The following is a 26,497-nucleotide window of genomic DNA, read 5'->3' as shown; positions in this document are numbered from 1 at the left end:
GGCTCTGGTAACCGCGTATGATGGACAAAACAAAAGGAGTCTTGGCGATGAAATGGTTCACTCTGTTGCTGTTATTGGGGGCCGGTGCGGCCTCTGCGGCGTGCCCCGATTATTTCAATGTGGAGATGCGGGAGCTCAACAACGCCCAGCGTCACAACCTCTGTCAGCTGACCGAGGGCAAGGTGGTGCTGGTGGTCAATACCGCCTCCTATTGCGGCTACAGCGGCCAGTTCCGCGATCTGGAGAAGCTCTACCAGAGCTACAAGGATAAAGGGCTGATTATTCTGGGCTTCCCCTCCAACGACTTCTGGCAAGAGGCGGGCAACGAGACCAAGACCGCCGAGGTGTGCCGTCGCGACTATGGGGTGACCTTCCCCATGTTCAATCGGGTGGCGGTGAGTGGCTCCGATGCGGTGCCGCTATTCAAGGGGCTGGCGGCGGCCGCTGACGGCGATGAGCCGAATTGGAACTTCCACAAGTATCTGGTTGGTCGCGATGGCAAGCTGATCGCCAGCTACGGCGCCAACCAGAATCCGGCTGACGATCCCCTCAAACTGCAGATCACCCGGGCGCTGGGGCTCTGACCCTACCCCTTGGCGGGCGGCTCTGGAATAATGGGCTCCCGCCACTCAATCTGGTTATCTTGTGCTGCAACGTCTTCCCCAAATGGTGATCTTCGATGCGCTGGTGCGCGAGCAGGGGATCTCTGCTGCCGCTCGCCGCCTCGGGGTCTCCAAATCCCATATCAGCAAGCAGCTGGCGCTGCTGGAGACCACCCTCGGCGCCCAGCTGGTGCAGCGCACCACCCGCCGCTTCGTCCTGACCGAGCTGGGTCAGGAATACGCTCGTCACTGCCATGCGCTGGTGGCGGTGGCGCATGAGGCGGACTCGATGATCGCCGAGCGGCGCGGCAAGGTGAGCGGCGTGCTCCATCTTGGGGTGGGCCAATCATTTGGCCGCCTCCACGTTCTGCCTCACCTCAAAGGGTTTCAGGACTGCTATCCCGAGCTGGAGCTGGAGGTCTCGCTGTTCGATCACAGAACCAATCTGGTGGATGAGGGGCTGGATCTCTGGCTCACCACCTATGAGGACAAGCCGGAAGGGCTGGTAGGCCAGCGCCTTGCTGACATCGGCTTCGTGGTGGCGGCCTCGCCGGATTACCTGCTGAGTCACGGCACACCGCTCCATCCCAAGGATCTGGCCCAGCACAACTGCATCACCTACCAGAGCCGGGAGCGTCGCTATCACCAGTGGTCGTTTCGTCAGGGCAAGGAGCGCCAGACGGTGCAGGTGGCGGGCAACTATCGGGTGGATATGGCGGAAGCGGTGCGGGATGCGGCGCTGGCCGGACTAGGTATCGCCTATATCGCCAACTACCTGCTGGACAAGGAGTTGCAGAGCGGCAAGCTGATCCCGTTGCTGCCCGGGTGGCGGCCTAACCAGCAGATGGCGCTGCATGCGGTTTATGCCCGGCGCGAACACCTGGATCCCAAGATCCGTCTCTTCATCGATTTCCTCAAGGCCCGCTTTGGCCCCGAACCCTATTGGGAGCAGCGGTTGGCACCCTGGCTCGGGGGTAAATTGTCCGGCACGGAGGAATAATCGTTTCCATATAAAAACGCTGGCTTTCGTATGAAACTAAAATTGAGCCAAATCAGCCAGTTGGCGCAACCGATATCGGGCAAACGTTTTTTCCAACAAGCCTGTAACCAAGCGGGCTTGCAGTGACGGGGTGAGAGGCGCAGAATCCGCGCCCATCTTTTGCCCCACCTGATGGAGTCCCTATGATTGCCCTGCTCGGCATCCTGAGTATCCTGGCGCTTGCCGTGATCTGTTCTGATAATCGTCGTCGTATCCCGCTGCGAACAGTCGGTCTCGCCCTCTGCCTGCAAGTCATCTTTGCCGGTCTGGTGCTCTGGTTGCCTGCCGGTCAGCACGTGCTGAACGGGGTCAGCGAAAGCGTCAGCAGCGTGATCGGTTATGGTCAGGAGGGGATCGCCTTCCTGTTCGGTGATCTGGCCAAGTTCAAGCTGGGCTTCATCTTTGCCTTCAACGTATTGCCGGTCATCATCTTCTTCTCTGCGGTGATCGCCATCCTCTACCACATCGGCATCATGCCGCGGGTGATCGCCCTGCTGGGTGGTGGCTTGCAGAAGCTGCTGGGTACTGGCCGTGCCGAGAGCCTCTCCGCCACCGCCAACATCTTCGTCGGTATGGTGGAAGCGCCGCTGGTGGTCAAACCCTACCTCTCCAAGATGTCCGATTCCCAGTTCTTCGCGGTGATGAGCTGCGGCCTGGCCTCCGTCGCCGGTGGTACTCTGGTGGGCTACGCCAGCCTCGGGGTTGAGCTGAAATACCTGATCGCCGCCGCTTTCATGTCGGCGCCAGCCGGTCTGGCGATGGCCAAGATCTTGGTGCCGCCGAGCGAAGGCGAGGTCGATCACCATCAGGATGTGGTGATCCCCCGCGCCACCAATGTGATTGAAGCAGCGGCCGATGGCGCCATGTCCGGCCTCAATATCGCGGTGGCGGTCGGTGCAACCCTGCTGGCCTTCGTCGGCGTGATTGCCATGCTCAACGGCTTACTGGGTTGGGCTGGCGGTCTGGTGGGGCTGGATCTGAGCTTCCAGATCATTCTGGGCTGGCTGTTTGCCCCCGTCTCCTGGCTGATCGGTGTGCCCTGGGAGCAGGCGCAGGCCGCTGGTGCGCTGATCGGTACCAAGATCGTGGTCAACGAGTTCGTCGCCTTTATCGGTCTGGTGCAGGATCAGACCCTGAGCGAGTCGAGCAAGGCCATCGTGACCTTTGCCCTGTGCGGTTTTGCCAACATCTCCTCCATGGCGATCCTGATCGGCGGTCTGGGTTCCATGGTACCGGAGCGCAAATCCTTCATCGCCCGTTACGGCATGCGCGCCATTCTCTCCGGCGTGCTGGCGAACCTGATGAGCGCCTGTCTGGCCGGTCTGTTCCTCGCCCTGTAACTTGGGGAGTGCCAGATGTGAAAACAACAAGGGCGCCCTGATGGCGCCCTTGTCATATGGATAAAAGAAGCCCCGACCTTGGTCGGGGCTTCTTGTTGGTACTCAGTCGACGTAGAAGGTCTGCTGGAAGGTGAGGTTCTGTTGCTGCCCGTCGCCCATGATCTTCAGGGTGAACTGGTAGGTATCTTCGTTGCGGTAGGGGAGGGTCGCCAGATAGTAGATGGCATCCCCCTCTTTTACCTCCTGAAAGCTCAGGGTGCGGATGGTGCCGGTCAGGTTCTTGGCCTCACCAGTGATGCCGACCGCCTGTGCTTTCCCTTGTTTGTCTTGCACCGCAATATTGATGATGGCGTTGTAACGGCTGCGCTCCAGCCCGTTGGCTTTGGCAACCTCGGGGGTGAGGAAGCTGGAGTTGAAGGCGTTGTAGTGAACCTGCCAGGGCCCAAGCTCCTTCATCTGTTCTGCCTTGAGTGGCAGGGTCATCAGCAGTGCCAGTAAGCCACTCATCCAGACTGTTTTCATCTGTCATCCCTCTCATATCTACGGTTGGCACAGGCCGACTCATTCAGCCTTGCGGGTCATTCAGCAGTGCACTCACTTCTGGCGGCCACTGTTTGGGGCTGTCGATGGCGACGGTCTTGTGCCGCCCCAGCTCGCCCCGCACTATGGTGACCTGCCCCTTGGCCACTTTGAACTGCTTGGCCAGAAATTTGATCAAATGGCTGTTGGCCTGGCCATCGACGGGCGGCGCCGTGATGGCCACTTTCAGCTCTTCGCCATGCAATCCGATGATCTGATCCCGACTCGCTTTGGGCTGGATCACCAGATGCAGTACCAGTTCATCCCCTTGTTGCAGGACGGCTGGCATCAAATCATCCACCACAGCTGGCCAAACAGGTCGCCCAGCAGGTAGTTGATGGCTTGCAGGCCGATAAAGGCGACCAGCACCGACAGATCCAGTCCACCCAGTGCCGGCAGGATGCGGCGGATAGGGGCCAGGAACGGCTCGGTCAGCTGATGCATCACGTATTCGATGGGGTTGCGACCCTGGCTGACCCAGCTCAGGATGGCGCGGATCAGCAGCACCCAGAAGATCATCGAGCCCGCCTTCTTCAGTACGGTCAGCGCCGCGAACAGGCTGATGTTGAGCCAGTCGGCCAGCAGTACGTTCATGCTCTTGAGCAGTGCAAGCTTGGCAAACGCGATCAGCAGCGCCAGTACTATGGAGGCGAGATCGATGCCGCCAAAGCCGGGGATAACACGGCGCAGCGGGATCACCAGCGGATTGGTCAACTTGACCACCATCTGGCTCATCGGGTTGTAGAAGTCGGCGCGAGCCCACTGCAACCAGGCGCGCAGCAGCACCACCATCAGGTAGAGATCAAAAACGGTGTTAATCAGAAAGTAAGCAGTGTTCATCTGGGCTCCTGTTAGAAGAGTGTTTCCATTTCGGTGGCGCGAGCAACGGCCGCCTGCATGGCGTGGGCAGTCAGCGGCATCAGCCCCTGCTGCTGGAAAGTGTTGATCGCTTGGGCGGTGGTGCCGCCCTTGCTGGTCACCTGCTCACGCAGGGTTTGCAGCGCCAGCTCAGGGTTCTGCTCCACCATGGCGGCTGCGCCCAGCGCGGTTTGCTGCACCAGCAGGCGTGCCTGCTCGGGCGAGAAGCCCATCGCCTCCGCCTCTTCGGCGATGGCCTGCATAAAGAGAAAGAAGTAGGCCGGGGCACTGCCCGCAGCGGCAATGACGCCGTTGATACCGGACTCCTGCTCCACCCAGAGGGTTTTGCCGACCGCCTGCATCATCTGCTCGGCAAAGTCGCGATCGCTGGCGGCAATATGCTCGGGCGCATAGAGGCCGGTCATCCCCAGCCCCAGCAGGGCCGGGGTATTGGGCATGGTGCGGATGATGCGGTGGTGGCCACCGGCCATCTCGCCAAGGCGCGCCACCTTGATACCGGCTGCGATGGAGATCAGCAGCTTGCCTTCAAGGGAACCCAGCTCGGCAACCAGCGCTGCCAGCATACCCGCCATCAACTGCGGCTTGACCGCCAGCACGATCACCTCGGCGTTGCGGGCCGCCTCGGCATTGGACTGGGTAGTACGAATGCCATGTTCGCTCGCCAGCGCCTGCAGCTTGGGCAGGCTGGGGTTGGCGGCAGTGATCTGCCCGGCGGGATAGCCCGCCTTGACCAGTCCGGCAATGATGCTGCGGCTCATGTTGCCCGCGCCGATAAAGGCCAGAGTTCTATGTTGCATCAGATACTCCTGTTGCACATGCGGTCACGGCACAGCGTGTGCTGCCTGCACAGGCTAACGCCAACATTCGGTGTTCCATCAAACGCTCCTGTTGATGAAGTCGCTGCAAGGGGCGGAGATCGGAGTCAGCCGCCAGCCTTGTCTATGAATAGTCACGGGCGCCGAAGATGGCGGTGCCGACCCGCACCATGGTGCTACCGTGGGCGATGGCCAGCTCGAGATCTTCGGTCATGCCCATCGAGAGGGTATCCACCGTGGGGTATTGTCGCGCAAGCTCGGTGAACAGAGCCTGCATACGGGCCATTTGGGTGGCCAATACATTTTCATCGCTGGTGTGCTCGGGAATGGCCATCACGCCTCGCAATACCAGCCGTTCACTGCGGGAGACCAGCTCTGCAAGACGGAAAATCTCTTGCTCCGACGTTCCGGATTTACTGCTCTCTCCGCTAATATTGATTTGCAGACAGATATTTAGCGGTGCCATGCTGGCCGGGCGCTGATTGTTGAGGCGGTCGATCAGCTTGTCCCGATCCACGCTCTGGACCCAGTCAAACCGTTCGGCGACCAGTTTGGACTTGTTCGATTGCAAAGGGCCGATAAAGTGCCACTCTATGTCGCAATATTCCGGCTGCTGGCGCAAGGCATCGATCTTGGTCGCCGCTTCCTGAGCGTAGGATTCGCCAAAACAGCGCTGACCTGCGGCATGGGCAGCCATGACAGCCTCGGCAGGCTTGGTCTTGCTGACGGCAAGCAGGCGGATCTGCTGCAGGTTGCGGTTTGCCCGCGCAGCAGCTTGGGCAATACGTTCCTTTACCTGAAACAGGTGCTGGGCAATCTGGTTCATATTTCGTTAGTGATCTTGTGATGGGAGAATGACAAGTCTATGGATATCACAGAGTTATTGGCTTTCAGTGTAAAGCATAAAGCCTCGGATCTACACCTCTCGGCCGGTGTTCCCCCGATGATCAGGGTTGATGGTGAGGTTCGCAAGATCAATTTGCCCGCCCTCGAACATCGAGAAGTGCATAGCCTCATTTATGACATCATGAACGATCACCAGCGCAAGGAGCTGGAGGAGAACTTCGAAGTCGATTTCTCGTTCGAAGTGCCCAATCTGGCCCGTTTCCGGGTTAACGCCTTTCAACAATCCCGCGGTTCAGGCGCAGTATTTCGGACCATCCCCAGCACAGTGCTGAGCCTGGAAGATCTCGATGCGCCGGAGATCTTTCGCAAAATTTCGGAATTTCCCCGAGGTCTGGTGCTGGTGACCGGCCCGACCGGTTCTGGCAAGTCGACCACCCTGGCGGCCATGGTCAACTACATCAATGAGAACTTTCATCATCATATTCTCACCATCGAAGACCCCATCGAATTCGTCCACGAGAACAAGCGCTGTCTGGTGAACCAGCGGGAAGTACACCGGGATACCAAGAGTTTCAGCAACGCTCTGCGCTCGGCACTGCGGGAAGACCCGGACATCATTCTGGTGGGCGAGATGCGTGACCTCGAGACCATTCGCCTCGCCATGACTGCCGCCGAAACCGGCCATCTGGTGTTCGGCACCCTGCACACCTCGTCGGCGGCCAAGACCATCGACCGTATCATCGACGTCTTCCCCGGTGCGGAGAAGGATATGGTGCGATCCATGCTCTCCGAATCCCTGCGGGCGGTTATCTCCCAGACCCTGCTCAAGCGTATTGGTGGCGGTCGGGTGGCGGCCCACGAGATCATGATGGGCATTCCGGCAGTGCGTAACCTCATTCGGGAAGACAAGATCGCCCAGCTCTACTCGGTGATCCAGACCGGGATGACCCACGGCATGCAGACCATGGATCAGAGCCTGAAACAGCTGGTTAGCCGCGGTGTGGTGGCATCCCTCGATGCCAAGGTCAAGGCGGTTGATCCCAACAGTATTTAAGGATGCCAAACCCAGGGAGGGAGAGATAATGAATCTGGATGATCTGCTGAGTCAGCTGGTCGAGCGAAAAGGATCGGATCTGTTTGTGACGGTGGGCTCACCGCCCACCCTCAAGGTGAACGGTCATCTTGTATCGCTGGGGAGGGAGGCGCTAGACAAGAAGGGGGCGTTGACGCTGGTCAGGGATACCTTGAGCGGCGATCACTTCGAGCGCTACATCCGCACCAAGGAGGCCAACTACGCGATTTATCGTGAGGCCCTTGGCCGCTTTCGGGTCAGCGCCTTCTGGCAGCAGGAGCAGCCCGGCATGGTGGTGCGCCGCATCGAAACCCGCATCCCCACCTTTGAAGACCTGCAACTGCCCAATATCCTGCAAGAGGTCGCGATGGCCAAGCGAGGATTGGTGCTGTTTGTCGGGGCCACCGGGGCGGGTAAATCCACCACCCAGGCGGCAATGATTGGCTATCGCAACCAGCATGCTGATGGCCACATTCTGACGGTGGAAGATCCGGTGGAGTTCGTCCATCAGCATGGCCGTTGTCTGGTGACCCAACGAGAGGTGGGGATCGATACCGAGTCATTCGATGTGGCGCTGAAAAGCTCGCTGCGTCAGGCACCGGACGTGATCCTGATCGGCGAGATCCGAAGTCAGGAGACCATGGAGTTTGCCCTGCAGTTTGCCGAGACGGGCCACCTTTGCCTTGCCACCTTGCATGCCAACAACGCCAATCAGGCGCTGGATCGCATTCTCCATCTGGTGCCGCAAGACAAACACCGTCAGTTCCTGTTCGATCTATCCTTCAATCTCAAAGCGATCGTTGCCCAGCAGCTGGTGCCCAGCATGGATGGCAAGCGGCGTTTTGCGGCATTCGAGGTGCTGCTCAATACCCCACTGATCACCGATATCATCCGCAAGGGTGAGATGCACCGGCTCAAGGAGGTGATGACCAAATCCTCGGAGTTGGGCATGCAGACGTTCGATCAGGCGTTGTTCAAGCTGTTCTGTGCCGGCCAGATTGGCTACAGTGAGGCCCTCGCCCATGCCGACTCGGCCAATGATTTGCGCTTGCAAATCAAACTTTCCGGTCCGGATACGCTCGGTACCGGCATGCTGGATAATGTGACGCTGGATGAATGAATCATGGGGCCGTGCCGTCGTTCGGCCCCTCGCCATAAAGGAACGTTATGCTGATTGTGGTTTCCCCGGCCAAGACGCTGGATTACGAGTCGCCGCTGGTGACCCCCCGTTTCACCCAACCTGAATTGCTTGATCACTCCGCCGAGTTGATTAGCCGGGCCCGCCAACTGAGCCCGGATCAGATCGCCAGTCTGATGAAGATCAGCGACAAGCTGGCAGGTCTTAATGCTGCCCGCTTTGCCGAGTGGCAGCCAGACTTCACGCCGGCCAATGCCCGTCAGGCGCTGCTGGCCTTCAAGGGGGATGTTTACACCGGATTGGCAGTGGAGGATTTCAGCGAGGCCGATTTGGACTTCGCTCAGGGGCATCTGCGGATGCTCTCAGGTCTCTATGGTGTGCTGCGCCCCCTCGATCTGATGATGCCCTATCGGCTGGAGATGGGGACCCGGCTCGACAATAGCCGCGGCAAGGATCTCTACCAGTTCTGGGGCGAGGTGATCACTTACCACCTTAACGACGCGCTGGCCGCGCAGGGGGATGAGGTAGTGATCAATTTGGCCTCCGATGAGTATTTCAAGTCGGTACGCCCCAAGAGCCTGAAAGGGCGGATCGTCACGCCGGTGTTCAAGGATGAGAAGAACGGCCAGTTCAAGATCATCAGCTTCTATGCCAAGAAGGCGCGCGGCATGATGGCCCGCCACATCATCAAGCAGCGGCTGACCGAAGTGGAGCAATTGACCACTTTCAACGCGGAGGGTTACTACTTCGTGCCGGAAGAGTCGGACGCCAGCACCCTGATGTTTAAACGTGCCGAAAATTAATTACAAAAAGAGGGAACCAATCTTCTGACTCGCGGGTCTGAATATATGAATCCTCTGTTGTAAGCACTTTTTATTCGCCGACGTTTGATACGTCGGCTTTTTTATTGCCCGCTTTTACTGCCTATTGATTGTCTTCGCCGGGACTATGTGGTTCAGATAGACTCAAGACAGGGAGTGAGTTGTTGCGAGGTGAGTGATGGAACAGAAAAATGCCATTCGGCAGGTTGCCGTACCTTGGGCTCCGTCCCGCCAGCTCCCCCCCGGACTGGTCGTTGCCGAGCTGCATCAGGATCTCTGGAGCGACTCCCTGACCATCATGCTGGGTCGGGCGCGTAGCATAGATCTGCCTCCCCAAATTCTTTGTCGGGTGCATTTTCGTCATATCTACGCTTTGCGGGTGGTCGAAGATTGCGACTTGACCGAGGGAAAGGAGAGTCACGCCATCGAAGAGCAGATCCAGCTTATCACCCCCTCCCGCTTTGCCAGCTGGTTCCATCAGGAGTCGGACGGCCTGCATCTGGATGAAGATCTGCAGCACTACCGGATATCCACCTGGGATTACTGCGCCGATGTGCTGACCTCCTCTACGCCAGAACTGCAATTCTTGCCCCAGAGTGAGTAGCTACTTCTGATAACAGCAGAGGCGAAGGATGATCCTTTGCCTCTTTTTTGCGTTGGTGCAGAGCGTGTGGTGCTCATGTCACTCAGCCAGAGGGTTGGCCTGTTGTGTTGGCAAAAAAAAGCGCCTCAGAGGAGGCGCGGGGAAAAAGACAGATTGGAAGCGTCACATGGGTGCTACTTGAATAAGCGGATAAGCTGTCACATTCAAGTATAGGGTCACTATGACCGTTGCAATCTGAAGTAGTTCTGAGGCAATTCTTCATTTTCTGTTCATCTTGTCAGCAAGGCGTGTTCTCTAGCTGAAAACCGTTCAGTTTCGTGACGACCTTGGCCATCACTTTCGCCGTAAGACTACCTGTGTCATGGGGTCAGCCTGAATGCTGTGCCTGTCTGTTCCAGAGCCAGCAACCAGCGTTTGATGGGAATGCCGCCAGCATAGCCGGTCAGATCGCCGCTGCGTCCGATCACCCGATGGCAGGGCACTATGATGCTGAGCGGATTGCGGCCATTGGCGGCACCCACCGCCCGCACCGCTTTGGGATTGCCGATGGCCTGGGCAATCTCGAGATAGCTGACGGTCTCGCCATAGGGGATATCACACAGCGCGCGCCACACCGTTTGTTGGAACGGGGTGCCCTTCGCGGCCATGGGCAGGTCGAACTGCTGCAACTTTCCGGCGAAATAGGCGGTGAACTGGGCGAGATAGGGCGCCAGCGCATTGTCATCCCGTTGCCAGTCAGCCTGCGGCATGACGGGCCGCTCCCCTTGCATGAACTCCACGTGGCGCAGGCCATCCTGATCGATGGCGACCAGCAGCGGGCCACGGGCGCTGTCGCAAAAACTGTATCTCATCGGCTTACATCCTTGGGGGGGGGGGCTGGGAGTGGCTCAGTCCAGAACCGGCTTGCCGCGAGCGGATTTGATATCCCCCTTGCGCTTTTTGGCATCGACCCGTTTGCGCTGGGAGCTGCGGGTCGGCTTGGTGGCATGACGGGCCTTGGGGCGCCAGGCGGCTTTCTTCAGCAATTCCACCAGACGGCTCATCGCCTCCTTGCGGTTCATGTCCTGGCTGCGATGGCTCTCGACCCTGATCATGATAAAGCCATCGTGTACCCGGCTGTCGCTCAGCTTGTCGAGACCCTCTTTGTAGAGGGGTGTCAGGCTGGGAGAGTTGCGGTAATCGAAGCGCAACCAGACGGCGGAGTCGGTCTTGTTGACGTGCTGTCCACCGTTGCCCTGTGCCCGCATGGTCTGAAATTGCAACTCATGCCAGGGCAGGGAGATGCTGTTGGAGATAACTAACATGCTGTTTTGCTCTTGTTTGGTGCATACCCGCTGGCCGCTACAGCATGGTGCCTCATTATGGGGCGTGCTGGTCGGTTATGGGGATGAGCCTGGCGAATGGCGCAGGCATTAAACTCTATCCATATGAAATAAAACAATAAAAATACTTGGCATAAGAATTGAAACCCGATTCATGACACACCATGGATTGGGAGTAACCAGATGAAGCTGATTAGTGCGATTATCAAACCGTTCAAGTTGGACGATGTCCGCGAGGCTATTGCCAACCTGGGGGTGGAAGGGCTGACCGTGTCCGAGGTCAAGGGATTTGGCCGCCAGAAGGGACACACCGAATTATACCGGGGAGCCGAGTATCAGGTCGACTTCCTGCCCAAGGTGAAGCTGGAGATTGCCACCGCTGATGATAACGTGGAAGGGGTGATCGAGGCGATCTGCAAGGCGGCTTACACCGGCAAGATCGGCGACGGCAAGATTTTTGTCTACGACTTGCTGCAGGCGGTACGGATCCGCACCGGCGAGAGTGACGACGAGGCGCTGTGATGAACCGCAGCCGTGACGTACAGATCTGCTGACCTCGCGACCTTGGGGGAATCCCGATGGGACGAGATCTCATTGAAGCCTAATTTACATAGTGTTTTGGTAAGAAGCGGCCAGATGGGATTCCATCCGGCCCTTTTCATTTAGGGGAGATTAAATATGTGATGTGGCGGTGGCGAGCGTTCTTGATCCGCTCATAAGATGTATGCAGAATGCAAACGGAAATCGTTATCACTCTGTATGGCAAATCAAGGAATGGATGATGAAAATGAAGATGTTGGCACTGGCTTTCTCTGCGTTGGCGGCTCAATCGGCATTGGCGGCCGGGGAAGTGAATGTCTACTCCAACCGGCAGGATGAGCTGATCAAGCCCATCATCCAGCAGTTCGAGAAGGAATCTGGCATCAAGGTGAACGTGGTGTTCGCCAAAGAGGGGTTGAACGAGCGTCTGGAGCGGGAAGGCAAGCTCTCCCCGGCCGACCTGATGCTGACCGTTGATATCAGCCGTCTGACCGATCTGGTGGAGAAGGGGCTGGTGCAGCCGGTAGAGAGCAAGATCCTGCAGGAGAACATCCCCGCCATCTATCGTGATCCGGAGAACCGCTGGTTCGCCCTGACCACCCGGGTACGTGCCGTCTACTCCAGCAAGGATCGCCTCGGCAAGCTGGAGACCATCAGCTACGAAGATCTGGCCAAGCCGGAATTCAAAGGGAAAATCTGCACCCGTAGCGGCAAGCATGAGTACAATGTGGCGCTGGTCTCCTCGATGATTGCCCATCACGGCATGGCCGAGACCAAAACCTGGCTGGAAGGGGTCAAGACCAACCTGGCGCGCAAGCCGCAAGGCAACGACCGGGATCAGGTCAAGGCGATCAAGGATGGCATCTGTGACGTGTCGCTCGGCAATAGCTATTATCTGGGCGCCATGTTGAAAGATCCGGCGCAGAAGTCCTGGGCCGATGCGGTCTATATCAACTTCCCGAATCAGGGGGATCGCGGTGCCCACGTCAACGTGAGCGGCGTGGCCATGACCAAGTATGCCAAGAACAAAGATGAAGCACGCAAGCTGATGGAGTTTCTGGCTGGCGACACCGCCCAGCACATGTATGCTGACGTGAACGCCGAGTATCCGGTCAAGGCCGGGGTCGAGCCTTCCGCCATGGTCAAGTCCTGGGGCAGTTTCAAGTCTGACGCGCTACCGGTCAGCGATTACGCCAAGCACCGCAAGGACGCCTTGCAGTTGCTGGATGAAGTGAAGTTCGACTTGTAATCAGATGGGGCCAACGGCCCCATCAACCTCTGTGGTCTCATGAAAAATTTTGGATGGATTACCGGCAGCTGGGCCACCGCCCTGCTGCTGGGTTTACCGGTGATTGCCCTGCTCTTCTCTGCCTTCTCGGCTGAGGGAGATCTCTTTCGCCACCTCGCCGATACCGTGTTGCTCGACTATCTGGCCAATACCCTGGGGCTGGTGGTCGGCGTGGTATTGCTCAGCCTGCTGTTTGGTGTGCCTACCGCCTGGCTGGTGGCCATGTGTCAGGTGCCGGGGCGGCGGGCCCTGCAGTGGGCCTTGATGCTGCCGATGGCGATGCCCTCCTATATCGTCGCCTACGTCTATACCGACTTGCTCGACTACTCGGGCCCGCTACAGGCAGGGTTGCGAGCGCTCTTTGGCTGGAACAGTCCGGCCGATTACTGGTTTCCGGCCATTCGCTCCCTTGGCGGCGCCGCCTGGGTGCTGGCGCTGGTGTTGTTCCCCTATGTCTATCTGCTGACTCGCGCCTCCTTTCTGGAGCAGTCGGTCAGCCTGATCCACTCCAGCCGCCTGCTCGGCTGTACGCCGTGGCAGAGCTTTCGCCGTCTCAGTCTGCCGCTGGCACGTCCCGCCATCATGGTGGCGGTATCTCTGGTGGCGATGGAGACTCTGGCTGATTTTGCCACCGTCCATTTCTTTGCCATCAACACCCTGACCACTGCGGTCTACGACACCTGGCTCGGCTACGGTAGTCTGGCCACCGCAGCCAAACTCTCCTGCCTGATGCTGCTGGCGGTGGTGTTGCTGATCGCGCTGGAGCGCCGCTCGCGCAGTCGGCAGCAGGTGTTCCAGAAGTCGATGGGCCATGAGCAGCCGCTGCGCTATCCACTCAAGGGGATGAGCCGCTGGCTGGCGGGTCTCTGGTGCTGGGGGCTGGTGCTGGCCGGTTTCGCTCTGCCGTTCGTCATCCTGCTCGATTACGGGGTGCGCTACTTCGAGCTGTCGTGGACGCCGGAGTTTGTCCGCTTTGCCGGTAACAGTCTGCTCATCTCGGCGCTGACCGCCCTGCTGGCCATGGGCATCGCCCTGCTGCTCGGCTTCTTCCGCCGTCTCGATGGCGGGATCAAGAGCCTGCTGCCCCTGCGCATCGCGGCCATGGGTTATGCCATGCCGGGTACCGTGCTGGCTATCGGGGTGTTGGTGCCACTCACCGCTCTCGATTTTGCCATCAACGATCTGGCCGAGTGGCTGGGGCGTCAGGGGCCGGGGCTACTGCTGACCGGCACCATCACCGCCATCGTGTTCGGCTATCTGGTGCGCTTTGTGGCCATCGCCATCGGCTCGGTGGAGAGCAGCATGGGCAAGATCTCCCCCAGCCTCGACATGGCGGCCCGATCCTTGGGGCAGGGGGATGGCGCCATGCTGCGGCGGGTCCATCTGCCGCTGGTGCGCCGTGGTCTATTTGCCGGTGCCATGCTGGTATTCATCGAATCCATGAAGGAGCTGCCCGCCGCCCTGCTGCTGCGGCCGTTCAACTTCGATACCCTGGCGACCCACGTCTACCAGTTCGTCTCGGACGAGATGCTGGAGCGCGGCGCGCTGGGGGCCATCGTCATCGTGCTGGTGGGACTGTTGCCGCTGATCTGGGTCAATCGCAGTCTGGACAGTCCGGGCCACTGAGTCGCCACGTCGGCCAATGAAATTGCATGCGGTGTGCTTGATCGAAAGGCTGCGCACCGCCAGAAACGAGAGGAAGTCAGCCTTGTCTTGCTTGCAGGTTGAAAATGTCAGCTGCCGTTACAACGGCCGCAATGTGCTGGAACAGCTCTCCCTGACGGTGGCAGACAACGAGATCGTCTGCTTGCTGGGGGCCAGTGGTTGCGGCAAAACCACGCTGCTCAAGGCTATCGCCGGGCTGCTGCCGCTGGCAGAGGGCACGATTTGTCTCGGCGATACTCTGCTCGACGGGCCGGGTGCCAGCGTGCCGCCCGAGGCGCGCAATATCGGGATGATCTTCCAGGATTACGCCCTCTTCCCCCACCTGACGGTGGCCGACAACGTCGGCTTTGGTCTGACCAAACTCGATCGCCGTGCTCGTCAGCAGCAGGTGGATGAGGCGCTGGCGCTGGTCAATCTGCAGGGGCTGGGGGATCGTTATCCGCATCAGCTCTCCGGCGGTCAGCAGCAGCGGGTAGCCATCGCCCGGGCGCTGGTGTGTAAGCCGCGGCTGATGCTGCTGGATGAGCCCTTCTCCAACATCGATACCCAGGTGCGGATGAAGCTGATCCTCGAGATCCGCGCCCTGCTCAAGCAGCAGGGGATCGGCGCCATCTTCGTCAGCCACAGCAAGGAAGAGGCCTTTGCCTTCGCCGATCGGCTGGCACTGTTTCGTTCTGGCCATATCGAGCAGGTGGGTCAGCCGGAGCAGCTCTATCGCCGCCCGCAAAACCGCTTCGTGGCGGAGTTTCTCGGTGGCGTCAACTATCTGGCCGCCGAGGTGGTGGACAGCCACTGCGTGCAGACGGCGCTCGGGGTCATCTGTGGCAGCGAGCCTCATGGTCGCGCGGTGGGCGAGCAGTTGCAGCTGATGCTTAGACCCCAGCAGTTGCTGCTGGAGAGCGCCGCAGATGGCGAGCTCAAGGTGGTGGAGCAGCAGTTCCTCGGCCATCACTGCCGGGTGCTGTTCGAGTGTGGCGAGCTGCGGCTGGAGGCGAGCATTGGCGAACCCCTTGCAGGGATGCGGGCACGGATCAAGGTCGCCCCCCATGGGCTGGTGTTGTTTGACCCTTTGCCCTGAACGCGTGATATCGTCGTGAAATCAAAGAACTGGAACAACTCTGGTTTATAATCGCGCAACGCAAATAGCCCGTAACGCTAACGCCTACTCAGGGGAGAGATATATGAAAGCCCAAGCCGGGATCTGCGCAGAGCCGAATCTGCACGCCCTCTATCTGATGTTCAATCGCACCGGCGATGCCGCCGAACTGGTCGGCCGTCTGGCCAAGTTGCCCGCCCTGTGGCAGGCGGTGGCCGCCGATTTTCCCGATGCCGGGTTCAGCGGTCTGGTCGCCGTTGGCGCCGATGCCTGGGATGGTCTCTATCCTGCCGCCCGTCCGCCCCAGTTCCGCGGCTTTATGGCGCAATCCGCCAACGGTCAGGAAGCCCCCAACACCCCGTTTGATCTCTTCGTGCAGCTGCGTGCCGATCGGGTGGACGTGTTGCACCACGTCGGTCACCGTGTGATGGCGCTGCTGGCCGGAGTGGTGGAGCTGGCCGAAGAGGTGCGTGGCTTCCGCAATCTGGATTGCCGCGACCTGACCGGTTTCGTCGATGGCACCGAGAACCCGCAGGATGAGCACCGCGCCGAAGTGGCGCTGCTGGCAGGGGGCGAATTTGCCGGTGGCTCCTACATCCACGTTCAGCGCTGGGTCCATGCCATGAGTGACTGGGAGAAGCTGGCGCAAAAAGAGCAGGAAGACATCATAGGTCGCACCAAGCCCGACAACATCGAGTATGAGTCTGCCGCCAAGCCGCTGACCGCCCATATCAAGCGGGTCAATCTCAAGACGCCGAAAGGGGAGTCCATGGAGATCCTGCGCCAGAGCATGCCCTGGGGCACCATGAGCGAGCAGGGGCTCTACTTCATCTCCTGCTGCCGTACACCGCTGCACTTCAACGCCATGCTGGCCAGCATGTACAAGGGGGAGGGCAGCCACTTCGACCACCTGCTGCGCTTCACCAAGGCGGTGACCGGCGCGGCTTTCTTCGCCCCATCGGAAGGTTTTTTGATGGCGCAGGGCAAATAAGCCCACCTGACGAAGATGCAGAAAACAAAAATCCCGGCCTTGGCCGGGATTTTTCGTTCTGGCGTGACCGCTATGACGCGGTTGTCACCATTACGGGGTCTGTTCGAACAGCTCGAGGGCGGAGAGGTAGAGCTCTTCGATATCGGTGTCGCTGGTCGGGGTGATGAAGATGGTGTCATCACCGGCGATGGTGCCGAGGATCCCTTCTGCCTTACCGAGTGAGTCGAGCAGGCGAGCAATCAGCTGGGCCGCGCCCGGGCTGGTGTGGATCACTACCAGTGCGCCGTTGTGGTCGACGTCCAGCACCAGATTTTTGAGCGGGCTGGAGGTGGTGGGCACGCCCAGTTCCACCGGCAGGCAGTAGACCATCTCCATCTTGGCGTTGCGGGTGCGAACGGCGCCGAAGCGGCTCAGCATGCGCGATACCTTGGACTGGTTGATGTTCTCGAAGCCCAGCTCTTGCAGAGCGGTGACGATCTCTGCCTGGGAGCCAAAGCGCTCTTCTTTCAGCAAGGCTTTAAAGGCCTTGGCCAGTTTTTCTTGCTTGTCGTTGTGTTTCATCTTGGTCTCACGAATGAGGAGGTGTGGCGGCCTGTGCAGCACAGGCGGCAGATACGAACAGCGAGGCCATTTTGCATTCATATGCCGTTTTTTGCAAGGAAGCGGCGCTTGTTCTGCATATTGATTCAAAAATGGCTTGCATCGACCTTTATTAGGGATAGAATCGGGATGAAATTTTGAAAACTTATTCAATTGGGCTGTATGGGTATTGAATTAATAGGTATCGAGAAGTCCTGGCACAAGGTGCCGGTTCTGCAACAGGTCAGCTTTCGGACATCCCCCGGTGAAACCTTGGTGTTGCTGGGCCCGAGCGGTGCTGGCAAGAGTTCCCTGCTACGGATGATGAACCTGCTGGATACCCCGGATGCGGGTGTTTTGCGGATTGGTGAAAGTGAATTTTCTTTCCCGAACTCCCTCTCTGCTGCCGAATTCAACCGCCAGTGCCAACTGCTGCGCCGCAAGGTGGGCATGGTGTTCCAGCAGTACAATCTCTGGCCACATCTCACTGTGATGGAGAATCTGATTGAAGCGCCGGTCAAGGTGCTCGGCATGAGCAAGGAGGCCGCCATCGAGAAGGGGGCTTATCTGCTGGCCCAGCTGCAACTGGCCGACAAGCGTGATGCCTGGCCTGCCCGTCTCTCCGGCGGCCAGCAACAGCGGGTGGCCATTGCCCGTACCCTGATGATGGACCCGGAAGTGTTGCTGTTTGACGAGCCGACTGCGGCGCTCGATCCCGAGATCACCAAAGAGGTGGCCGAGATCATCCGCAACCTGAGCCAGACCGGCATTACCCAGGTGGTGGTGACCCACGAGGTCGACTTTGCCCGCAAGGTGGCCAGTCAGGTGATTTATCTGGAGAAGGGGCGGATCATCGAATCCGGCACCGCCGCCATTTTCCAATCTCCGCAAACCAGCCGGTTTGCCGAATTCTTGATGCATTGATATTGAATCGATAAGGAAGCTGTCATGAAAAAGAGTCTGTTGTTGGTTGCTGCCATGGGTCTGTTGAGTACCTCCGTCATGGCCAAGGAGATCAAGTTTGCCACCGAAGCCACCTACGCGCCGTTCGAATACCTGGATGACAAGAACGAGTTTCAGGGTTTTGACATCGATCTGGCTCGTGCCATCTGCGAGCAGGCCAAGCTGGAGTGCAGCTTCCACAACCAGGCCTTTGACAGCCTGATCCCTAGCCTGAAATTCCGTCGCTACGATGCCGCCATCGCCGCCATGGACGTGACCCCGGAGCGCTCCGCTCAGGTCGATTTCTCCGACATCTACTACGAGAACTCGGCGGTATTCGTCGCCAAGAAAGGGGCCTTCAAGGGGCCGGAAGAGATGGTCGACAAGACCGTCGGCGTGCAGAACGGTACTTCTCACCAGTCCTATCTGGTGGATAACTGGGTGAGCAAGGGTCTGCTGACCGTGCCTTACGCCAGCTACCAGAGCGCCTTCCTCGATATGATGAATGGCCGGACAGATGGCGTGTTTGCTGATACCGCGGTCGCTGCCGACTGGCTCAAGCAGCACAAGGAGTATGCGGTGGTGGGTACGCCGGTGACCGATGCCAAGTACTTCGGTACCGGTTTTGGCATCGCGGTTGCCAAGGGCAATCAGGAGCTGCTGACTCAGCTGAACAAGGGGCTGGCCGAGATCAAGGCCAATGGCACCTATCAGAAAATCTTCGACAAATACTTCGCGCAGTAAGCCATGTTGAGCCTGTTGTTGGATGCAGCCTGGATGACCCTCGGGCTGGCCTTGGCATCACTGGTCGGGGGCATGGTGCTGGCACTGGCGTTCAGTGCCGCCGAGCTCAGCAAGCAGCGTGCGCTGGTGTGGCCGGTGGCCACCCTGACCACGCTGATCCGTGGCCTGCCAGAGTTGCTGGTGGTGCTGTTCATCTACTTCGGCTCGACCCAGGTGCTGTTCCTCATCACTGGCGAGTATGTGGAGTTCAGCCCGTTCGCCTGTGGCGTGCTGGCGCTCTCCCTGCTGTTTGCCAGCTATGCGACCCAGACCCTGCGGGCGGCGCTCAATGCGGTGCCTGCCGGGCAACGGCTGGCGGCGCTGGCGCTTGGTCTTGGCAAGGGCCACATCTTCTTTCGCATCGTGTTGCCGCAGGCGTGGCGTCACGCCTTGCCGGGCCTTGGCAACCAGTGGCTGGTGCTGCTGAAAGACACCGCGCTGGTGTCGCTTATCGGGGTCAACGAGATGATGCGCCAGGCGCAGATGGCCTCGGCCAGTACCTATGAGCCGTTTACCTGGTATGCCGCCGCCGCCCTCATCTATCTGGCCATCAGTCTGGTAAGTGAGTTCGGCCTCGGGCTGGCTGCCCGCTACACCCGCCGTTACGGAGGCTAACTGATGCAAGAGTATCTCGTCACTTTGCTGGGCGGTCTGGTCACTACGCTGGAGCTGACCCTGTTCAGCCTGCTGCTGGGGATAGCTCTGGCGGCCCTGATGACCTGGGTGCTGGAGTTGCGTCTGCCGGTGGCGACCCAGCTGGTGCAACTGTGGGTGCTGATCTTTACCGGTACGCCGTTGCTCATTCAGATCTTCCTGATTTACTACGGTCCGGGTCAGTTCGAGTGGCTTAAGGCCAGCCCGCTCTGGCCGCTGCTCAAGCAGCCCTGGTTCTGCGCCGTGCTGGCGTTGGGTCTCAACACGGCGGCTTACTCCACCCGGTTGTTCAAGGGGGCGCTCGATGCCATCCCGGCCGGTGAGGTGGAGGCATGTCGGGCACTGGGGTTTTCGGCTGGCCAGACCCTCTGGATGAAGGTGCGCCACGCCGCCCGCCATCTGGTGCCCGCCTACTCCAACGAGGTGATCCTGGTGCTCAAGGGGAGTTCCCTCGGCAGTACTATCACCATCATGGATATCATGGGGCTGGCACAGGGGTTGAATGCCCAGACTTATGACACGCTGGCGGTGTTCGGGGTGGCGGGTGGGCTTTATCTGGCGATGAACGGATTGTTAACAATTGGTTTTCGCTGGTGTGAAAAACGAGCGTTGGCGTTTCAATCCTGAGTGCTGCTTTAATACCTCTTTATTGGTAAGTGGAAGCGCAAAAAAACTGTGCTTCCCCTCCAACTTTCTGTATTTAACCCCATTTTTTATTCCCGCTTGTTTCGTTGCTCACAGAACCCGTGACTGCAACTGTTATCAGATTGTTTTTTATAGGGGGATCAATTAAGGTTGGGCCCACAACAACAAATAACCTTAAACCTACGCTTAAACATGGAGTTGATCATGAAAGTTGCCGTTCTGGGTGCCGCTGGTGGCATCGGTCAAGCCCTCGCTCTGCTGTTGAAAAACCGTCTGCCGGCCGGCTCCGAGCTGAGCCTGTATGACATCGCCCCGGTCACCCCGGGTGTGGCCGTTGACCTCAGTCATATTCCTACCGACGTGGCCATCAAGGGCTTCTGCGGTGAAGATCCGACTCCTGCGCTGGTGGGTGCCGATGTGGTGCTGATCTCCGCCGGTGTGGCGCGCAAGCCGGGGATGGATCGCTCCGACCTGTTCAATATCAATGCCGGTATCGTCAAGAATCTGGTCGAGAAGTGCGCGGCCACTTGCCCGAAAGCACTGATCGGCATCATCACCAACCCGGTCAACACCACTGTGGCCATTGCCGCCGAAGTGCTGAAGAAAGCTGGTGTTTATGACAAGCGCCGTCTGTTTGGTATTACCACCCTGGACGTGATCCGCGCCGAGACCTTCGTCGCTGCCGCCAAAGGGCTGAACGTCGATAAGGTACGCGTCAACGTGATCGGTGGTCACAGTGGCGTTACTATCCTGCCGCTGCTCTCCCAGATTGAAGGCGCTTCCTTCACAGCTGAAGAAGTAGCTGCCATGACCAAGCGCATCCAGAACGCCGGTACCGAAGTGGTGGAAGCCAAAGCCGGTGGCGGTTCCGCGACCCTCTCCATGGGTCAGGCGGCTTGCCGTTTCGGTCTGTCGCTCATCAAGGGTCTGCAGGGCGAAGCCAACGTTGTTGAGTGCGCTTATGTGGAAGGCAACGGCGAGCACGCCACCTTCTTCGCGCAGCCGGTGCTGCTGGGCAAGAACGGCGTCGAAACCGTGCTGGATTACGGCAAGCTGAGCGCGTTCGAGCAGGAAGCGATGGAAGGCATGCTGGCTACCCTGAAAGCCGATATCCAGCTGGGTGTCGATTTCGTCAAGTAAGCGGGTCAACCATGTCAACAAGGGAGCTTCGGCTCCCTTTTGTATTGATGAGATCTGCCCGCAGGCTAAGGGGATGGGGGTTGGTGCCGATAACAGAGTGCAGCAGGAGATCCTTATGATGAAACCCCTTACCCTTCTCGTTCTTGTCGGTGCATTCAGCGTACCCCTCTATGGCGCCGAAGCGGTATCGGCTGCCGTATCGAGTGATGCGCCAGCGGTCAGTGCCTCGACACCGACCGCAAGCAGTGCTGCGGTGGCAACAGCGCCTGTGTCTGCGGCCACGGCCACGCCCTCTGAGGCAGCCCCCGTCTTGCTCCCGGCCGAGCCGGTCACGCCGGTCGCCAGCAGTGGCGAGGGAGCAGCGCCACTGCCACAACCGTCGGAGCCTGCCGCTGCGGTTGTGCCTTCTGCTCCTCTGGCCGCTGGCGAGTTGCAGGCGGTGCCGCTCTATCGACAGGACGAACTGCTCAACTGGATTGAGCAGGGGCGCCATCTCACTCAGGTGAAGCAGGATCGCTGCCAGCTGACTCAGGATATCGAAGCGCGCGCCTCGGTGATGAAGATCCCGGCCTATCAATTCCTGTGGGGGGATATGCTGGCGTGGGGCGTCTGTACCAAACCCAATGCCGAGCTCGGGGTGCAATATCTGTGGGAGGCCGCCAATCACGGGTTGGCGCCTGCGCTGGAGCAACTGGGGCGTTACTACTGGAAAGGGACCCTGGTGCAGAAAGATCTGGTGCGAGCCGAGACCCTAATGCGCGAGGCGGCCAGCCTCGGTTTTCTGCGCGCCCGCATCGAGTGGGTCGAGATGCTGCTGCAGGGGATGGGCAGTCCGCTCGATTATGAAGATGCCTACCGCTGGCTCCATGGCTCCGTCATTGGTGATAAGGCCCAGCACCAGAAGGCGGCGAGTCTGCTCAGCCGTCTTGGCAACCGGATGCCGGCCAACGTGGTCGCCCGCGCCAAGGCGATGCACTGAGCCAAAAAAATGACCCACAGATCTGCATCTGTGGGTCCGGTTCCAGCCGCCGTGCCATGACAGGCCGCAACCTCCCTCTGTTATATGGCCGTCCGCGTCTTAGAGATCTTGATGGGGGCCAAAAACTTCGTAATGGAGCTGCCCGGCAGGCACCCCCGCCGCCAGCAGTTGCCGCTTGATCTCCTGCATGAAACCGACGGGGCCACAGAAGTAGTAGTGGGCCTCTGGCGTGATGCGCTCCTGCACTGCGGCCAGATCCATGGTGCCGGCAAGGTCGTAATCTTGACCCTGCACGTCACTGGCCTGCGGCTCCCGATACCAGACCCGGCTCAGCAAGTTGGGATGCTGGCGGGATGTGTGCTGAATATCCTCCCGGAAGGCGTGCACCGCGCCCTGTTCGCAGGCGTGCAGCCAGGTGATCTCTGCCTGATGGCCGCTCGCCAGCAGCTGGTTGAGCATGCTCATCATCGGTGTCACGCCGACGCCGGCGGAGAGCAGCACGACAGGGGTATGGCCATCGGCTTTCAGGTAAAAATCGCCAGTGGGGGGCATCACCTCGATCTTGTCGCCCGCCTGCAGGTGATCGTGCAGCAGGTTGGAGACCTGACCCTGCGGCTCGCGCTTGACGCTGATGCGGTAATCCTGCCCGTTGGGTGCATCGGAGAGGGAGTATTGGCGGATCTCCTGATATTCGAGCTCGGGGTGAACCAGCTTGACGCTGAGGTATTGGCCCGGTTTGAAGGCCAGTACCGGCTTGCCATCTTCCGGCGCCAGCAGGAAGGAGGTGATGAGGGCGCTCTCGGCCCGCTTCTCCTTGATGATGAAGCTGCGGGTACCTTGCCAGCCGCCATCCTGATTGGCCTTCTCCTGATAGATCTCCCGCTCGCGGCCGATGAAGATGTCGGCCAGTACTCCATAGGCCTTGCCCCATGCTTCCAGCACCTCGTCGGTGACCGCACTTCCGCCCAATTCTTTGAGCGTGGCCAAGAGATGACTACCTACAATGTGATATTGTTCCGGCTGGATCAGGAATCCGGTATGTTTGTGTGCAATCCGCTCGACCGCTCCGGCGAGCGCCCCCAGATTGTCGATATTCTTGGCATACGCAGCGACCGCATTGAACAGCGCCAGCGGCTGGCCGCCACTGCGTTGATGGGCCAGGTTGAAGATATCTTTAAGTTCAGGGTTATGGTTGAACATCCGTTGGTAGAAGTGCTGGGTGAGGGCAGGACCCGCCGATTCGAGCAGCGGAATGGTGCTTTTGATGACGGCAACTGTGGTTTGATCTAGCATAGGGGCCTCGTTCTAATTGAACATATAAAATGTCATTTAATAAATGGCATCCTAGATGTTTATTTGATTTGAATCAATACTCCACTTTTCGCATCGCGCTAATCAGGTTTTATGAGACTAACCAGTTATACAGATTTCGGATTGAGAGCCCTGCTTTATCTAGCCACCCTGCCGGAAGGGGAGTTGTCGAGCGTTGCCAAGGTATCGGCCTTGTATGGCGTTTCCCGCAACCACATGGTGAAGGTAGTCAATCAGCTGGTGAAGCTGGGCTATCTGCAATCCCAGCGAGGCAAGAATGGCGGTATTCGCATGGCTTGCGATCCGGCCACCATCAATGTCGGGCAGGTGATCCGGGCGCTGGAAGGCAATCTGGACGGGATCGACTGCGGCTCGCCCGTCTGCCACATCGTCTCGGTCTGTTTGCTCAAGAGTGCGCTGCGAGAGGCGATGGATGCATTTCTGGCGGTGATGGACAGCTATACGTTGCAAGACTTGCTGGCCAACCGTGACGAGTTGCAAAAGGTGTTCGGCGAGTTGATCCCGACCCTGGTGCTGGAGCCGGATGAAGAGGACGAGTGATAGGAAAAGGGCTGCCATCGGCAGCCCTTTTTTAATGTTGTGAGTCTGGCTTGGCCAGATAAGAAGCCGGCATGATCCGCGCCATCTTGACCATGTTGTTCTCCACTTCGAGGATCTCGATAGGATAACCTGCCAGCCGGAGCCCGATGTTGGCTTGCGGGATCTCCTCCAGATATTCGAGGATCAGACCGTTGAGGGTTCGTGGCCCGTCGATGGGCAGATGCCAGTTCATCTCCTTGTTCAGCTCGCGGATGCTGGCAGAGCCTTCCACCAGAAACGTGCCGTCCGGCTGGGGGTGGATCTCGTCGCTGGGTGCCGGTGTCATGGAGGTGGTGAAGTCACCCACAATCTCTTCCAATATGTCATCCAGAGTGATCAAGCCCTGAATATCGCCATATTCATCGACAATCAGGCCGATCCGCTCCTTGTTGCGCTGGAACTTGGCCAGTTGCACGTTGAGGGGCGTCCCTTCCGGGATGAAATAAATTTCGTCCACTTCCCGTAACAGACTCGATTTGTTGAACTGATCCCTGGCCATCAGCCGCAGGGCATCGCGAGCATGCAAAAAGCCGACAACGTCGTCGATGTTGTCGCGATAGAGCAGGATCTTGGTGTGGGCGCAGTGAGCCAGCTGGCGCAGTATGGTTTTCCAGTCATCGTTGATGTCGATGGCGTAGATATCGCTGCGCGGCACCATGATGTCTTCGACCAGCATCTTGTCGAGATCCAGGATGCTGATCAGCATCTCCTGATGACGTTGCGGTATCAGGCTACCCGCCTCGTTGACTATGGTGCGCAGCTCTTCGGTGTTGAGGGAGTCATTCTTGTTGGGGGTGATCTTCAGCATCTTGAGCAGACCGCTGGTGATGCCGTTGATCAGCCAGACCAGCGGAGACAGTGGCACCATCAGACCTTTGAGGATCCAGGAGGCCGGATAGGCAATTTTTTCCGGATACATGGCTGCCAGCGTCTTGGGGGTCACTTCACCGAATACCAGTACCACCAACGTCAGGCCAAAGGTGGCGATGGCGACCCCGAGATCACCAAACAACCGAATACAGACAATGGTGGCGATGGCGGAGGCGAGAATGTTGACCAGATTGTTGCCGATCAGGATCAACCCTAGCAGGCGATCGGGGCGGGCCAGCATTTTCTCGACGCGGCGTGCGCCTTTATGTTTGGTTTGGGCTAAATGCCGGAGTTTGTAGCGGTTGATGGACATCAGGCCAGTTTCGGAACTGGAGAAGAAGGCGGATAAGAGGATCAAAATAACGAGAACAATCAGTAATGTGCTCGTTGAGATGCTGTCCAAAAAGGGCTCCTGTTGGATGGTGTGACGAAAATAAAGAGAGGGTCAGCTCAGTAGTACTTCTTTGACGAAGCGGCTGCCAAAGTAGGCGAGGGTAAGGATGAAGCTGCCAATGAGGCTCAGGGTAATCACTTTACGGCCGCGCCAGCCATAGGTGTGATGGCCCCACAGCAGCAGCACGTAGACACACCAGGCCAGGATGGAGAGCACCGTCTTGTGAGATTTGCCCTGGGCGAACATGTCTTCAAGAAAGAAGAGTCCGGAGGCGATGGAGAGGGTCAGCAGCAGTACCCCGGTAGAGATCAGCTGGAACAGCCGTTTCTCCACGGTCATTAGCGGTGGCATGGCTGGCAGATTACTGATTTTTCTCGATTTAAGCTGTTTGTTCAGGCAGGCAAGCTGCAGTGCAAACAGGCAGGCGATCATCAATACCGAGTAGGCCATCAACGCGAGGCCGATGTGCAGCAACAGCTGGGGATGGGCCTCAAGATGGGTGATGTAACGCCCCGGGATCAGGGCACTGGCGGCCAGCAGCAGGGCCGAGAAACTGTATACCACCGGCAGCAGTATCCAGCCGTTGAAGCGGCGTGTGATACAGCTCATGAAACAACTGATGATCAGACTCACCAGCGAGGCGACGTTGAGCATGCTCAGGTTTTGGCCAGTCCCTTGCAGGATTTCTGAACCCAGGGTGCTGGCATGGGCGATCAGGGCCAATCCGATACAGGCAAACAGGGAGCGCTGTCCCACCGGCTTGGCGCTCAGTAACAGATGCAGGGAGGCGATGATGGCCAGCAGATAGAACGCCAGGGCCAGAACAGAGATTACGATCATAACCAGGTCGTTGTTACACAAGCTTTTGAGGGTAAGAGGGGCAGTATACCTTGCACATGAAGTGCTCGCCAGTTGTGCAACGGCCGATCTGCCCATATATAGGGAGAAGGTCCCTATTGCTGC

General features: G+C 58.8%; 30 protein-coding genes. 19 read left to right on the top strand and 11 right to left on the bottom strand.

What is annotated here, in order from left to right; translation table 11 throughout:
• Positions 1 to 47: 47 nt before the first annotated feature.
• From ACY8FN_RS00710 to ACY8FN_RS00700, 3 genes are all read left to right on the top strand, one after another.
• On the top strand, positions 48 to 584 hold the full coding sequence (locus tag ACY8FN_RS00710) for a glutathione peroxidase (RefSeq protein ID WP_042024200.1): 537 nt from the start codon (positions 48 to 50) through the stop codon (positions 582 to 584).
• A gap of 82 nt (positions 585 to 666) precedes the next feature.
• Positions 667 to 1,602: a LysR family transcriptional regulator gene (locus ACY8FN_RS00705; protein WP_162517288.1), complete on the top strand. Its 936-nt coding sequence runs from the start codon at positions 667 to 669 to the stop codon at positions 1,600 to 1,602.
• A gap of 182 nt (positions 1,603 to 1,784) precedes the next feature.
• Positions 1,785 to 2,981: a NupC/NupG family nucleoside CNT transporter gene (locus tag ACY8FN_RS00700; protein ID WP_101317831.1), complete on the top strand. Its 1,197-nt coding sequence runs from the start codon at positions 1,785 to 1,787 to the stop codon at positions 2,979 to 2,981.
• A gap of 102 nt (positions 2,982 to 3,083) precedes the next feature.
• Here ACY8FN_RS00700 and ACY8FN_RS00695 read toward each other — a convergent pair whose 3' ends face one another.
• The 5 genes from ACY8FN_RS00695 to ACY8FN_RS00675 all read right to left on the bottom strand — a co-directional run bounded on the left by ACY8FN_RS00695 (position 3,084) and on the right by ACY8FN_RS00675 (position 6,080).
• Positions 3,084 to 3,503 carry a DUF4426 domain-containing protein gene (locus ACY8FN_RS00695; RefSeq protein ID WP_101323565.1) on the bottom strand — a complete coding sequence of 140 codons (420 nt, stop codon included), beginning with the start codon at positions 3,501 to 3,503 and terminating at the stop codon, positions 3,084 to 3,086.
• 43 nt (positions 3,504 to 3,546) lie between these two features.
• Complete coding sequence (yggU, locus tag ACY8FN_RS00690) at positions 3,547 to 3,849, bottom strand: DUF167 family protein YggU (RefSeq protein WP_098972109.1); 303 nt, start codon at positions 3,847 to 3,849, stop codon at positions 3,547 to 3,549.
• On the bottom strand, positions 3,849 to 4,400 hold the full coding sequence (locus ACY8FN_RS00685; RefSeq protein ID WP_101317835.1) for a YggT family protein: 552 nt from the start codon (positions 4,398 to 4,400) through the stop codon (positions 3,849 to 3,851). Before ACY8FN_RS00685 ends, yggU begins: the two co-directional genes overlap by 1 nt.
• Before the next feature lie 11 nt (positions 4,401 to 4,411).
• Positions 4,412 to 5,236: a pyrroline-5-carboxylate reductase gene (gene proC, locus ACY8FN_RS00680; RefSeq protein WP_463098958.1), complete on the bottom strand. Its 825-nt coding sequence runs from the start codon at positions 5,234 to 5,236 to the stop codon at positions 4,412 to 4,414.
• Between the two features lie 142 nt (positions 5,237 to 5,378).
• Positions 5,379 to 6,080 (bottom strand): YggS family pyridoxal phosphate-dependent enzyme, encoded by a 702-nt coding sequence (locus ACY8FN_RS00675; protein ID WP_463098957.1) that lies wholly within the window; start codon positions 6,078 to 6,080, stop codon positions 5,379 to 5,381.
• Between the two features lie 39 nt (positions 6,081 to 6,119).
• Between ACY8FN_RS00675 and tapT the strand changes: the two genes are divergently transcribed.
• The 4 genes from tapT (at position 6,120) to ACY8FN_RS00655 (ending at position 9,735) form a co-directional block, all read left to right on the top strand.
• A complete protein-coding gene (tapT, locus tag ACY8FN_RS00670) occupies positions 6,120 to 7,154 on the top strand; it encodes a type IVa pilus ATPase TapT (protein ID WP_042024218.1) in 1,035 nt (344 codons plus the stop codon).
• A gap of 28 nt (positions 7,155 to 7,182) precedes the next feature.
• Positions 7,183 to 8,292 carry a type IVa pilus ATPase TapU gene (tapU, locus tag ACY8FN_RS00665; RefSeq protein ID WP_463098956.1) on the top strand — a complete coding sequence of 370 codons (1,110 nt, stop codon included), beginning with the start codon at positions 7,183 to 7,185 and terminating at the stop codon, positions 8,290 to 8,292.
• Between the two features lie 47 nt (positions 8,293 to 8,339).
• A complete protein-coding gene (gene yaaA / locus ACY8FN_RS00660) occupies positions 8,340 to 9,113 on the top strand; it encodes a peroxide stress protein YaaA (protein WP_463098955.1) in 774 nt (257 codons plus the stop codon).
• A 196-nt stretch (positions 9,114 to 9,309) separates the two neighbouring features.
• Positions 9,310 to 9,735 carry a hypothetical protein gene (locus ACY8FN_RS00655; protein ID WP_101317845.1) on the top strand — a complete coding sequence of 142 codons (426 nt, stop codon included), beginning with the start codon at positions 9,310 to 9,312 and terminating at the stop codon, positions 9,733 to 9,735.
• 359 nt (positions 9,736 to 10,094) lie between these two features.
• Here the strand turns inward: ACY8FN_RS00655 and ACY8FN_RS00650 are convergent, their stop codons facing one another.
• Together ACY8FN_RS00650 and arfB are read right to left on the bottom strand one after the other, a co-directional pair.
• Positions 10,095 to 10,586, bottom strand: coding sequence for a methylated-DNA--[protein]-cysteine S-methyltransferase (locus ACY8FN_RS00650; RefSeq protein ID WP_101323576.1), 492 nt, complete (start codon positions 10,584 to 10,586; stop codon positions 10,095 to 10,097).
• Between the two features lie 36 nt (positions 10,587 to 10,622).
• On the bottom strand, positions 10,623 to 11,039 hold the full coding sequence (arfB, locus tag ACY8FN_RS00645; RefSeq protein ID WP_101323577.1) for an alternative ribosome rescue aminoacyl-tRNA hydrolase ArfB: 417 nt from the start codon (positions 11,037 to 11,039) through the stop codon (positions 10,623 to 10,625).
• 201 nt (positions 11,040 to 11,240) lie between these two features.
• Between arfB and glnK the strand changes: the two genes are divergently transcribed.
• The 5 genes from glnK to ACY8FN_RS00620 all read left to right on the top strand — a co-directional run bounded on the left by glnK (position 11,241) and on the right by ACY8FN_RS00620 (position 16,637).
• Entirely contained in the window at positions 11,241 to 11,579 is a 339-nt protein-coding gene (gene glnK, locus ACY8FN_RS00640; protein WP_005341406.1) for a P-II family nitrogen regulator, read from the top strand.
• A 259-nt stretch (positions 11,580 to 11,838) separates the two neighbouring features.
• Positions 11,839 to 12,846, top strand: a complete 1,008-nt coding sequence (locus ACY8FN_RS00635) for a Fe(3+) ABC transporter substrate-binding protein (protein WP_463101115.1) — start codon at positions 11,839 to 11,841, stop codon at positions 12,844 to 12,846.
• A 39-nt stretch (positions 12,847 to 12,885) separates the two neighbouring features.
• Positions 12,886 to 14,511 carry an ABC transporter permease gene (locus ACY8FN_RS00630; protein ID WP_463098954.1) on the top strand — a complete coding sequence of 542 codons (1,626 nt, stop codon included), beginning with the start codon at positions 12,886 to 12,888 and terminating at the stop codon, positions 14,509 to 14,511.
• A gap of 82 nt (positions 14,512 to 14,593) precedes the next feature.
• The gene (locus ACY8FN_RS00625) at positions 14,594 to 15,628 is read left to right on the top strand and encodes an ABC transporter ATP-binding protein (protein WP_463098953.1); all 1,035 of its coding nucleotides are present in this window, start codon (positions 14,594 to 14,596) and stop codon (positions 15,626 to 15,628) included.
• 103 nt (positions 15,629 to 15,731) lie between these two features.
• On the top strand, positions 15,732 to 16,637 hold the full coding sequence (locus ACY8FN_RS00620; protein ID WP_463098952.1) for a Dyp-type peroxidase: 906 nt from the start codon (positions 15,732 to 15,734) through the stop codon (positions 16,635 to 16,637).
• 90 nt (positions 16,638 to 16,727) lie between these two features.
• On the opposite strand, the gene argR is transcribed toward ACY8FN_RS00620, so the two are convergent.
• Entirely contained in the window at positions 16,728 to 17,198 is a 471-nt protein-coding gene (argR, locus tag ACY8FN_RS00615; RefSeq protein WP_005340378.1) for a transcriptional regulator ArgR, read from the bottom strand.
• A gap of 201 nt (positions 17,199 to 17,399) precedes the next feature.
• Between argR and ACY8FN_RS00610 the strand changes: the two genes are divergently transcribed.
• From ACY8FN_RS00610 to ACY8FN_RS00585, 6 genes are all read left to right on the top strand, one after another.
• Positions 17,400 to 18,140, top strand: coding sequence for an ATP-binding cassette domain-containing protein (locus tag ACY8FN_RS00610; RefSeq protein WP_033114053.1), 741 nt, complete (start codon positions 17,400 to 17,402; stop codon positions 18,138 to 18,140).
• Between the two features lie 24 nt (positions 18,141 to 18,164).
• Complete coding sequence (locus tag ACY8FN_RS00605; RefSeq protein ID WP_058053929.1) at positions 18,165 to 18,902, top strand: transporter substrate-binding domain-containing protein; 738 nt, start codon at positions 18,165 to 18,167, stop codon at positions 18,900 to 18,902.
• A 3-nt stretch (positions 18,903 to 18,905) separates the two neighbouring features.
• The gene (artQ, locus tag ACY8FN_RS00600) at positions 18,906 to 19,556 is read left to right on the top strand and encodes an arginine ABC transporter permease ArtQ (protein ID WP_463098951.1); all 651 of its coding nucleotides are present in this window, start codon (positions 18,906 to 18,908) and stop codon (positions 19,554 to 19,556) included.
• A gap of 3 nt (positions 19,557 to 19,559) precedes the next feature.
• Entirely contained in the window at positions 19,560 to 20,222 is a 663-nt protein-coding gene (gene artM, locus ACY8FN_RS00595; RefSeq protein ID WP_463098950.1) for an arginine ABC transporter permease ArtM, read from the top strand.
• A gap of 222 nt (positions 20,223 to 20,444) precedes the next feature.
• Complete coding sequence (mdh, locus tag ACY8FN_RS00590; protein ID WP_101317859.1) at positions 20,445 to 21,380, top strand: malate dehydrogenase; 936 nt, start codon at positions 20,445 to 20,447, stop codon at positions 21,378 to 21,380.
• A 400-nt stretch (positions 21,381 to 21,780) separates the two neighbouring features.
• Complete coding sequence (locus tag ACY8FN_RS00585) at positions 21,781 to 22,359, top strand: tetratricopeptide repeat protein (RefSeq protein ID WP_463101114.1); 579 nt, start codon at positions 21,781 to 21,783, stop codon at positions 22,357 to 22,359.
• A gap of 99 nt (positions 22,360 to 22,458) precedes the next feature.
• Here the strand turns inward: ACY8FN_RS00585 and hmpA are convergent, their stop codons facing one another.
• Positions 22,459 to 23,652: an NO-inducible flavohemoprotein gene (gene hmpA / locus ACY8FN_RS00580; protein ID WP_463098949.1), complete on the bottom strand. Its 1,194-nt coding sequence runs from the start codon at positions 23,650 to 23,652 to the stop codon at positions 22,459 to 22,461.
• Between the two features lie 111 nt (positions 23,653 to 23,763).
• Here hmpA and ACY8FN_RS00575 point away from each other — a divergent pair, with 111 nt between their 5' ends.
• Entirely contained in the window at positions 23,764 to 24,231 is a 468-nt protein-coding gene (locus ACY8FN_RS00575) for an Rrf2 family transcriptional regulator (RefSeq protein WP_042024256.1), read from the top strand.
• A 31-nt stretch (positions 24,232 to 24,262) separates the two neighbouring features.
• Here the strand turns inward: ACY8FN_RS00575 and ACY8FN_RS00570 are convergent, their stop codons facing one another.
• Both ACY8FN_RS00570 and ACY8FN_RS00565 read right to left on the bottom strand, forming a co-directional pair.
• Positions 24,263 to 25,543: an HlyC/CorC family transporter gene (locus ACY8FN_RS00570; protein WP_042024258.1), complete on the bottom strand. Its 1,281-nt coding sequence runs from the start codon at positions 25,541 to 25,543 to the stop codon at positions 24,263 to 24,265.
• Positions 25,544 to 25,585: 42 nt separating this feature from the next.
• The gene (locus ACY8FN_RS00565; RefSeq protein ID WP_463098948.1) at positions 25,586 to 26,374 is read right to left on the bottom strand and encodes a cytochrome C assembly family protein; all 789 of its coding nucleotides are present in this window, start codon (positions 26,372 to 26,374) and stop codon (positions 25,586 to 25,588) included.
• Positions 26,375 to 26,497 lie beyond the last annotated feature (123 nt).

The organism is Aeromonas sp. 160P (assembly GCF_055193095.1).
The sequence above is the reverse complement of the archived record's forward strand: the minus strand, read 5'-3'. Positions and strand labels throughout refer to the sequence as shown.

What these genes read in the sequence shown, in the direction of transcription:
- ACY8FN_RS00710 (WP_042024200.1), top strand. Translation starts at nt 48, where the DNA reads ATGAAATGGTTCACTCTGTTGCTGTTATTGGGGGCCGGTGCGGCCTCT.
- ACY8FN_RS00705 (WP_162517288.1), top strand. Translation starts at nt 667, where the DNA reads ATGGTGATCTTCGATGCGCTGGTGCGCGAGCAGGGGATCTCTGCTGCC.
- ACY8FN_RS00700 (WP_101317831.1), top strand. Translation starts at nt 1,785, where the DNA reads ATGATTGCCCTGCTCGGCATCCTGAGTATCCTGGCGCTTGCCGTGATC.
- ACY8FN_RS00695 (WP_101323565.1), bottom strand. Translation starts at nt 3,503, where the DNA reads ATGAAAACAGTCTGGATGAGTGGCTTACTGGCACTGCTGATGACCCTG.
- yggU (WP_098972109.1), bottom strand. Translation starts at nt 3,849, where the DNA reads ATGCCAGCCGTCCTGCAACAAGGGGATGAACTGGTACTGCATCTGGTG.
- ACY8FN_RS00685 (WP_101317835.1), bottom strand. Translation starts at nt 4,400, where the DNA reads ATGAACACTGCTTACTTTCTGATTAACACCGTTTTTGATCTCTACCTG.
- proC (WP_463098958.1), bottom strand. Translation starts at nt 5,236, where the DNA reads ATGCAACATAGAACTCTGGCCTTTATCGGCGCGGGCAACATGAGCCGC.
- ACY8FN_RS00675 (WP_463098957.1), bottom strand. Translation starts at nt 6,080, where the DNA reads ATGAACCAGATTGCCCAGCACCTGTTTCAGGTAAAGGAACGTATTGCC.
- tapT (WP_042024218.1), top strand. Translation starts at nt 6,120, where the DNA reads ATGGATATCACAGAGTTATTGGCTTTCAGTGTAAAGCATAAAGCCTCG.
- tapU (WP_463098956.1), top strand. Translation starts at nt 7,183, where the DNA reads ATGAATCTGGATGATCTGCTGAGTCAGCTGGTCGAGCGAAAAGGATCG.
- yaaA (WP_463098955.1), top strand. Translation starts at nt 8,340, where the DNA reads ATGCTGATTGTGGTTTCCCCGGCCAAGACGCTGGATTACGAGTCGCCG.
- ACY8FN_RS00655 (WP_101317845.1), top strand. Translation starts at nt 9,310, where the DNA reads ATGGAACAGAAAAATGCCATTCGGCAGGTTGCCGTACCTTGGGCTCCG.
- ACY8FN_RS00650 (WP_101323576.1), bottom strand. Translation starts at nt 10,586, where the DNA reads ATGAGATACAGTTTTTGCGACAGCGCCCGTGGCCCGCTGCTGGTCGCC.
- arfB (WP_101323577.1), bottom strand. Translation starts at nt 11,039, where the DNA reads ATGTTAGTTATCTCCAACAGCATCTCCCTGCCCTGGCATGAGTTGCAA.
- glnK (WP_005341406.1), top strand. Translation starts at nt 11,241, where the DNA reads ATGAAGCTGATTAGTGCGATTATCAAACCGTTCAAGTTGGACGATGTC.
- ACY8FN_RS00635 (WP_463101115.1), top strand. Translation starts at nt 11,839, where the DNA reads ATGAAAATGAAGATGTTGGCACTGGCTTTCTCTGCGTTGGCGGCTCAA.
- ACY8FN_RS00630 (WP_463098954.1), top strand. Translation starts at nt 12,886, where the DNA reads ATGAAAAATTTTGGATGGATTACCGGCAGCTGGGCCACCGCCCTGCTG.
- ACY8FN_RS00620 (WP_463098952.1), top strand. Translation starts at nt 15,732, where the DNA reads ATGAAAGCCCAAGCCGGGATCTGCGCAGAGCCGAATCTGCACGCCCTC.
- argR (WP_005340378.1), bottom strand. Translation starts at nt 17,198, where the DNA reads ATGAAACACAACGACAAGCAAGAAAAACTGGCCAAGGCCTTTAAAGCC.
- ACY8FN_RS00610 (WP_033114053.1), top strand. Translation starts at nt 17,400, where the DNA reads ATGGGTATTGAATTAATAGGTATCGAGAAGTCCTGGCACAAGGTGCCG.
- ACY8FN_RS00605 (WP_058053929.1), top strand. Translation starts at nt 18,165, where the DNA reads ATGAAAAAGAGTCTGTTGTTGGTTGCTGCCATGGGTCTGTTGAGTACC.
- artQ (WP_463098951.1), top strand. Translation starts at nt 18,906, where the DNA reads ATGTTGAGCCTGTTGTTGGATGCAGCCTGGATGACCCTCGGGCTGGCC.
- artM (WP_463098950.1), top strand. Translation starts at nt 19,560, where the DNA reads ATGCAAGAGTATCTCGTCACTTTGCTGGGCGGTCTGGTCACTACGCTG.
- mdh (WP_101317859.1), top strand. Translation starts at nt 20,445, where the DNA reads ATGAAAGTTGCCGTTCTGGGTGCCGCTGGTGGCATCGGTCAAGCCCTC.
- hmpA (WP_463098949.1), bottom strand. Translation starts at nt 23,652, where the DNA reads ATGCTAGATCAAACCACAGTTGCCGTCATCAAAAGCACCATTCCGCTG.
- ACY8FN_RS00575 (WP_042024256.1), top strand. Translation starts at nt 23,764, where the DNA reads ATGAGACTAACCAGTTATACAGATTTCGGATTGAGAGCCCTGCTTTAT.
- ACY8FN_RS00565 (WP_463098948.1), bottom strand. Translation starts at nt 26,374, where the DNA reads ATGATCGTAATCTCTGTTCTGGCCCTGGCGTTCTATCTGCTGGCCATC.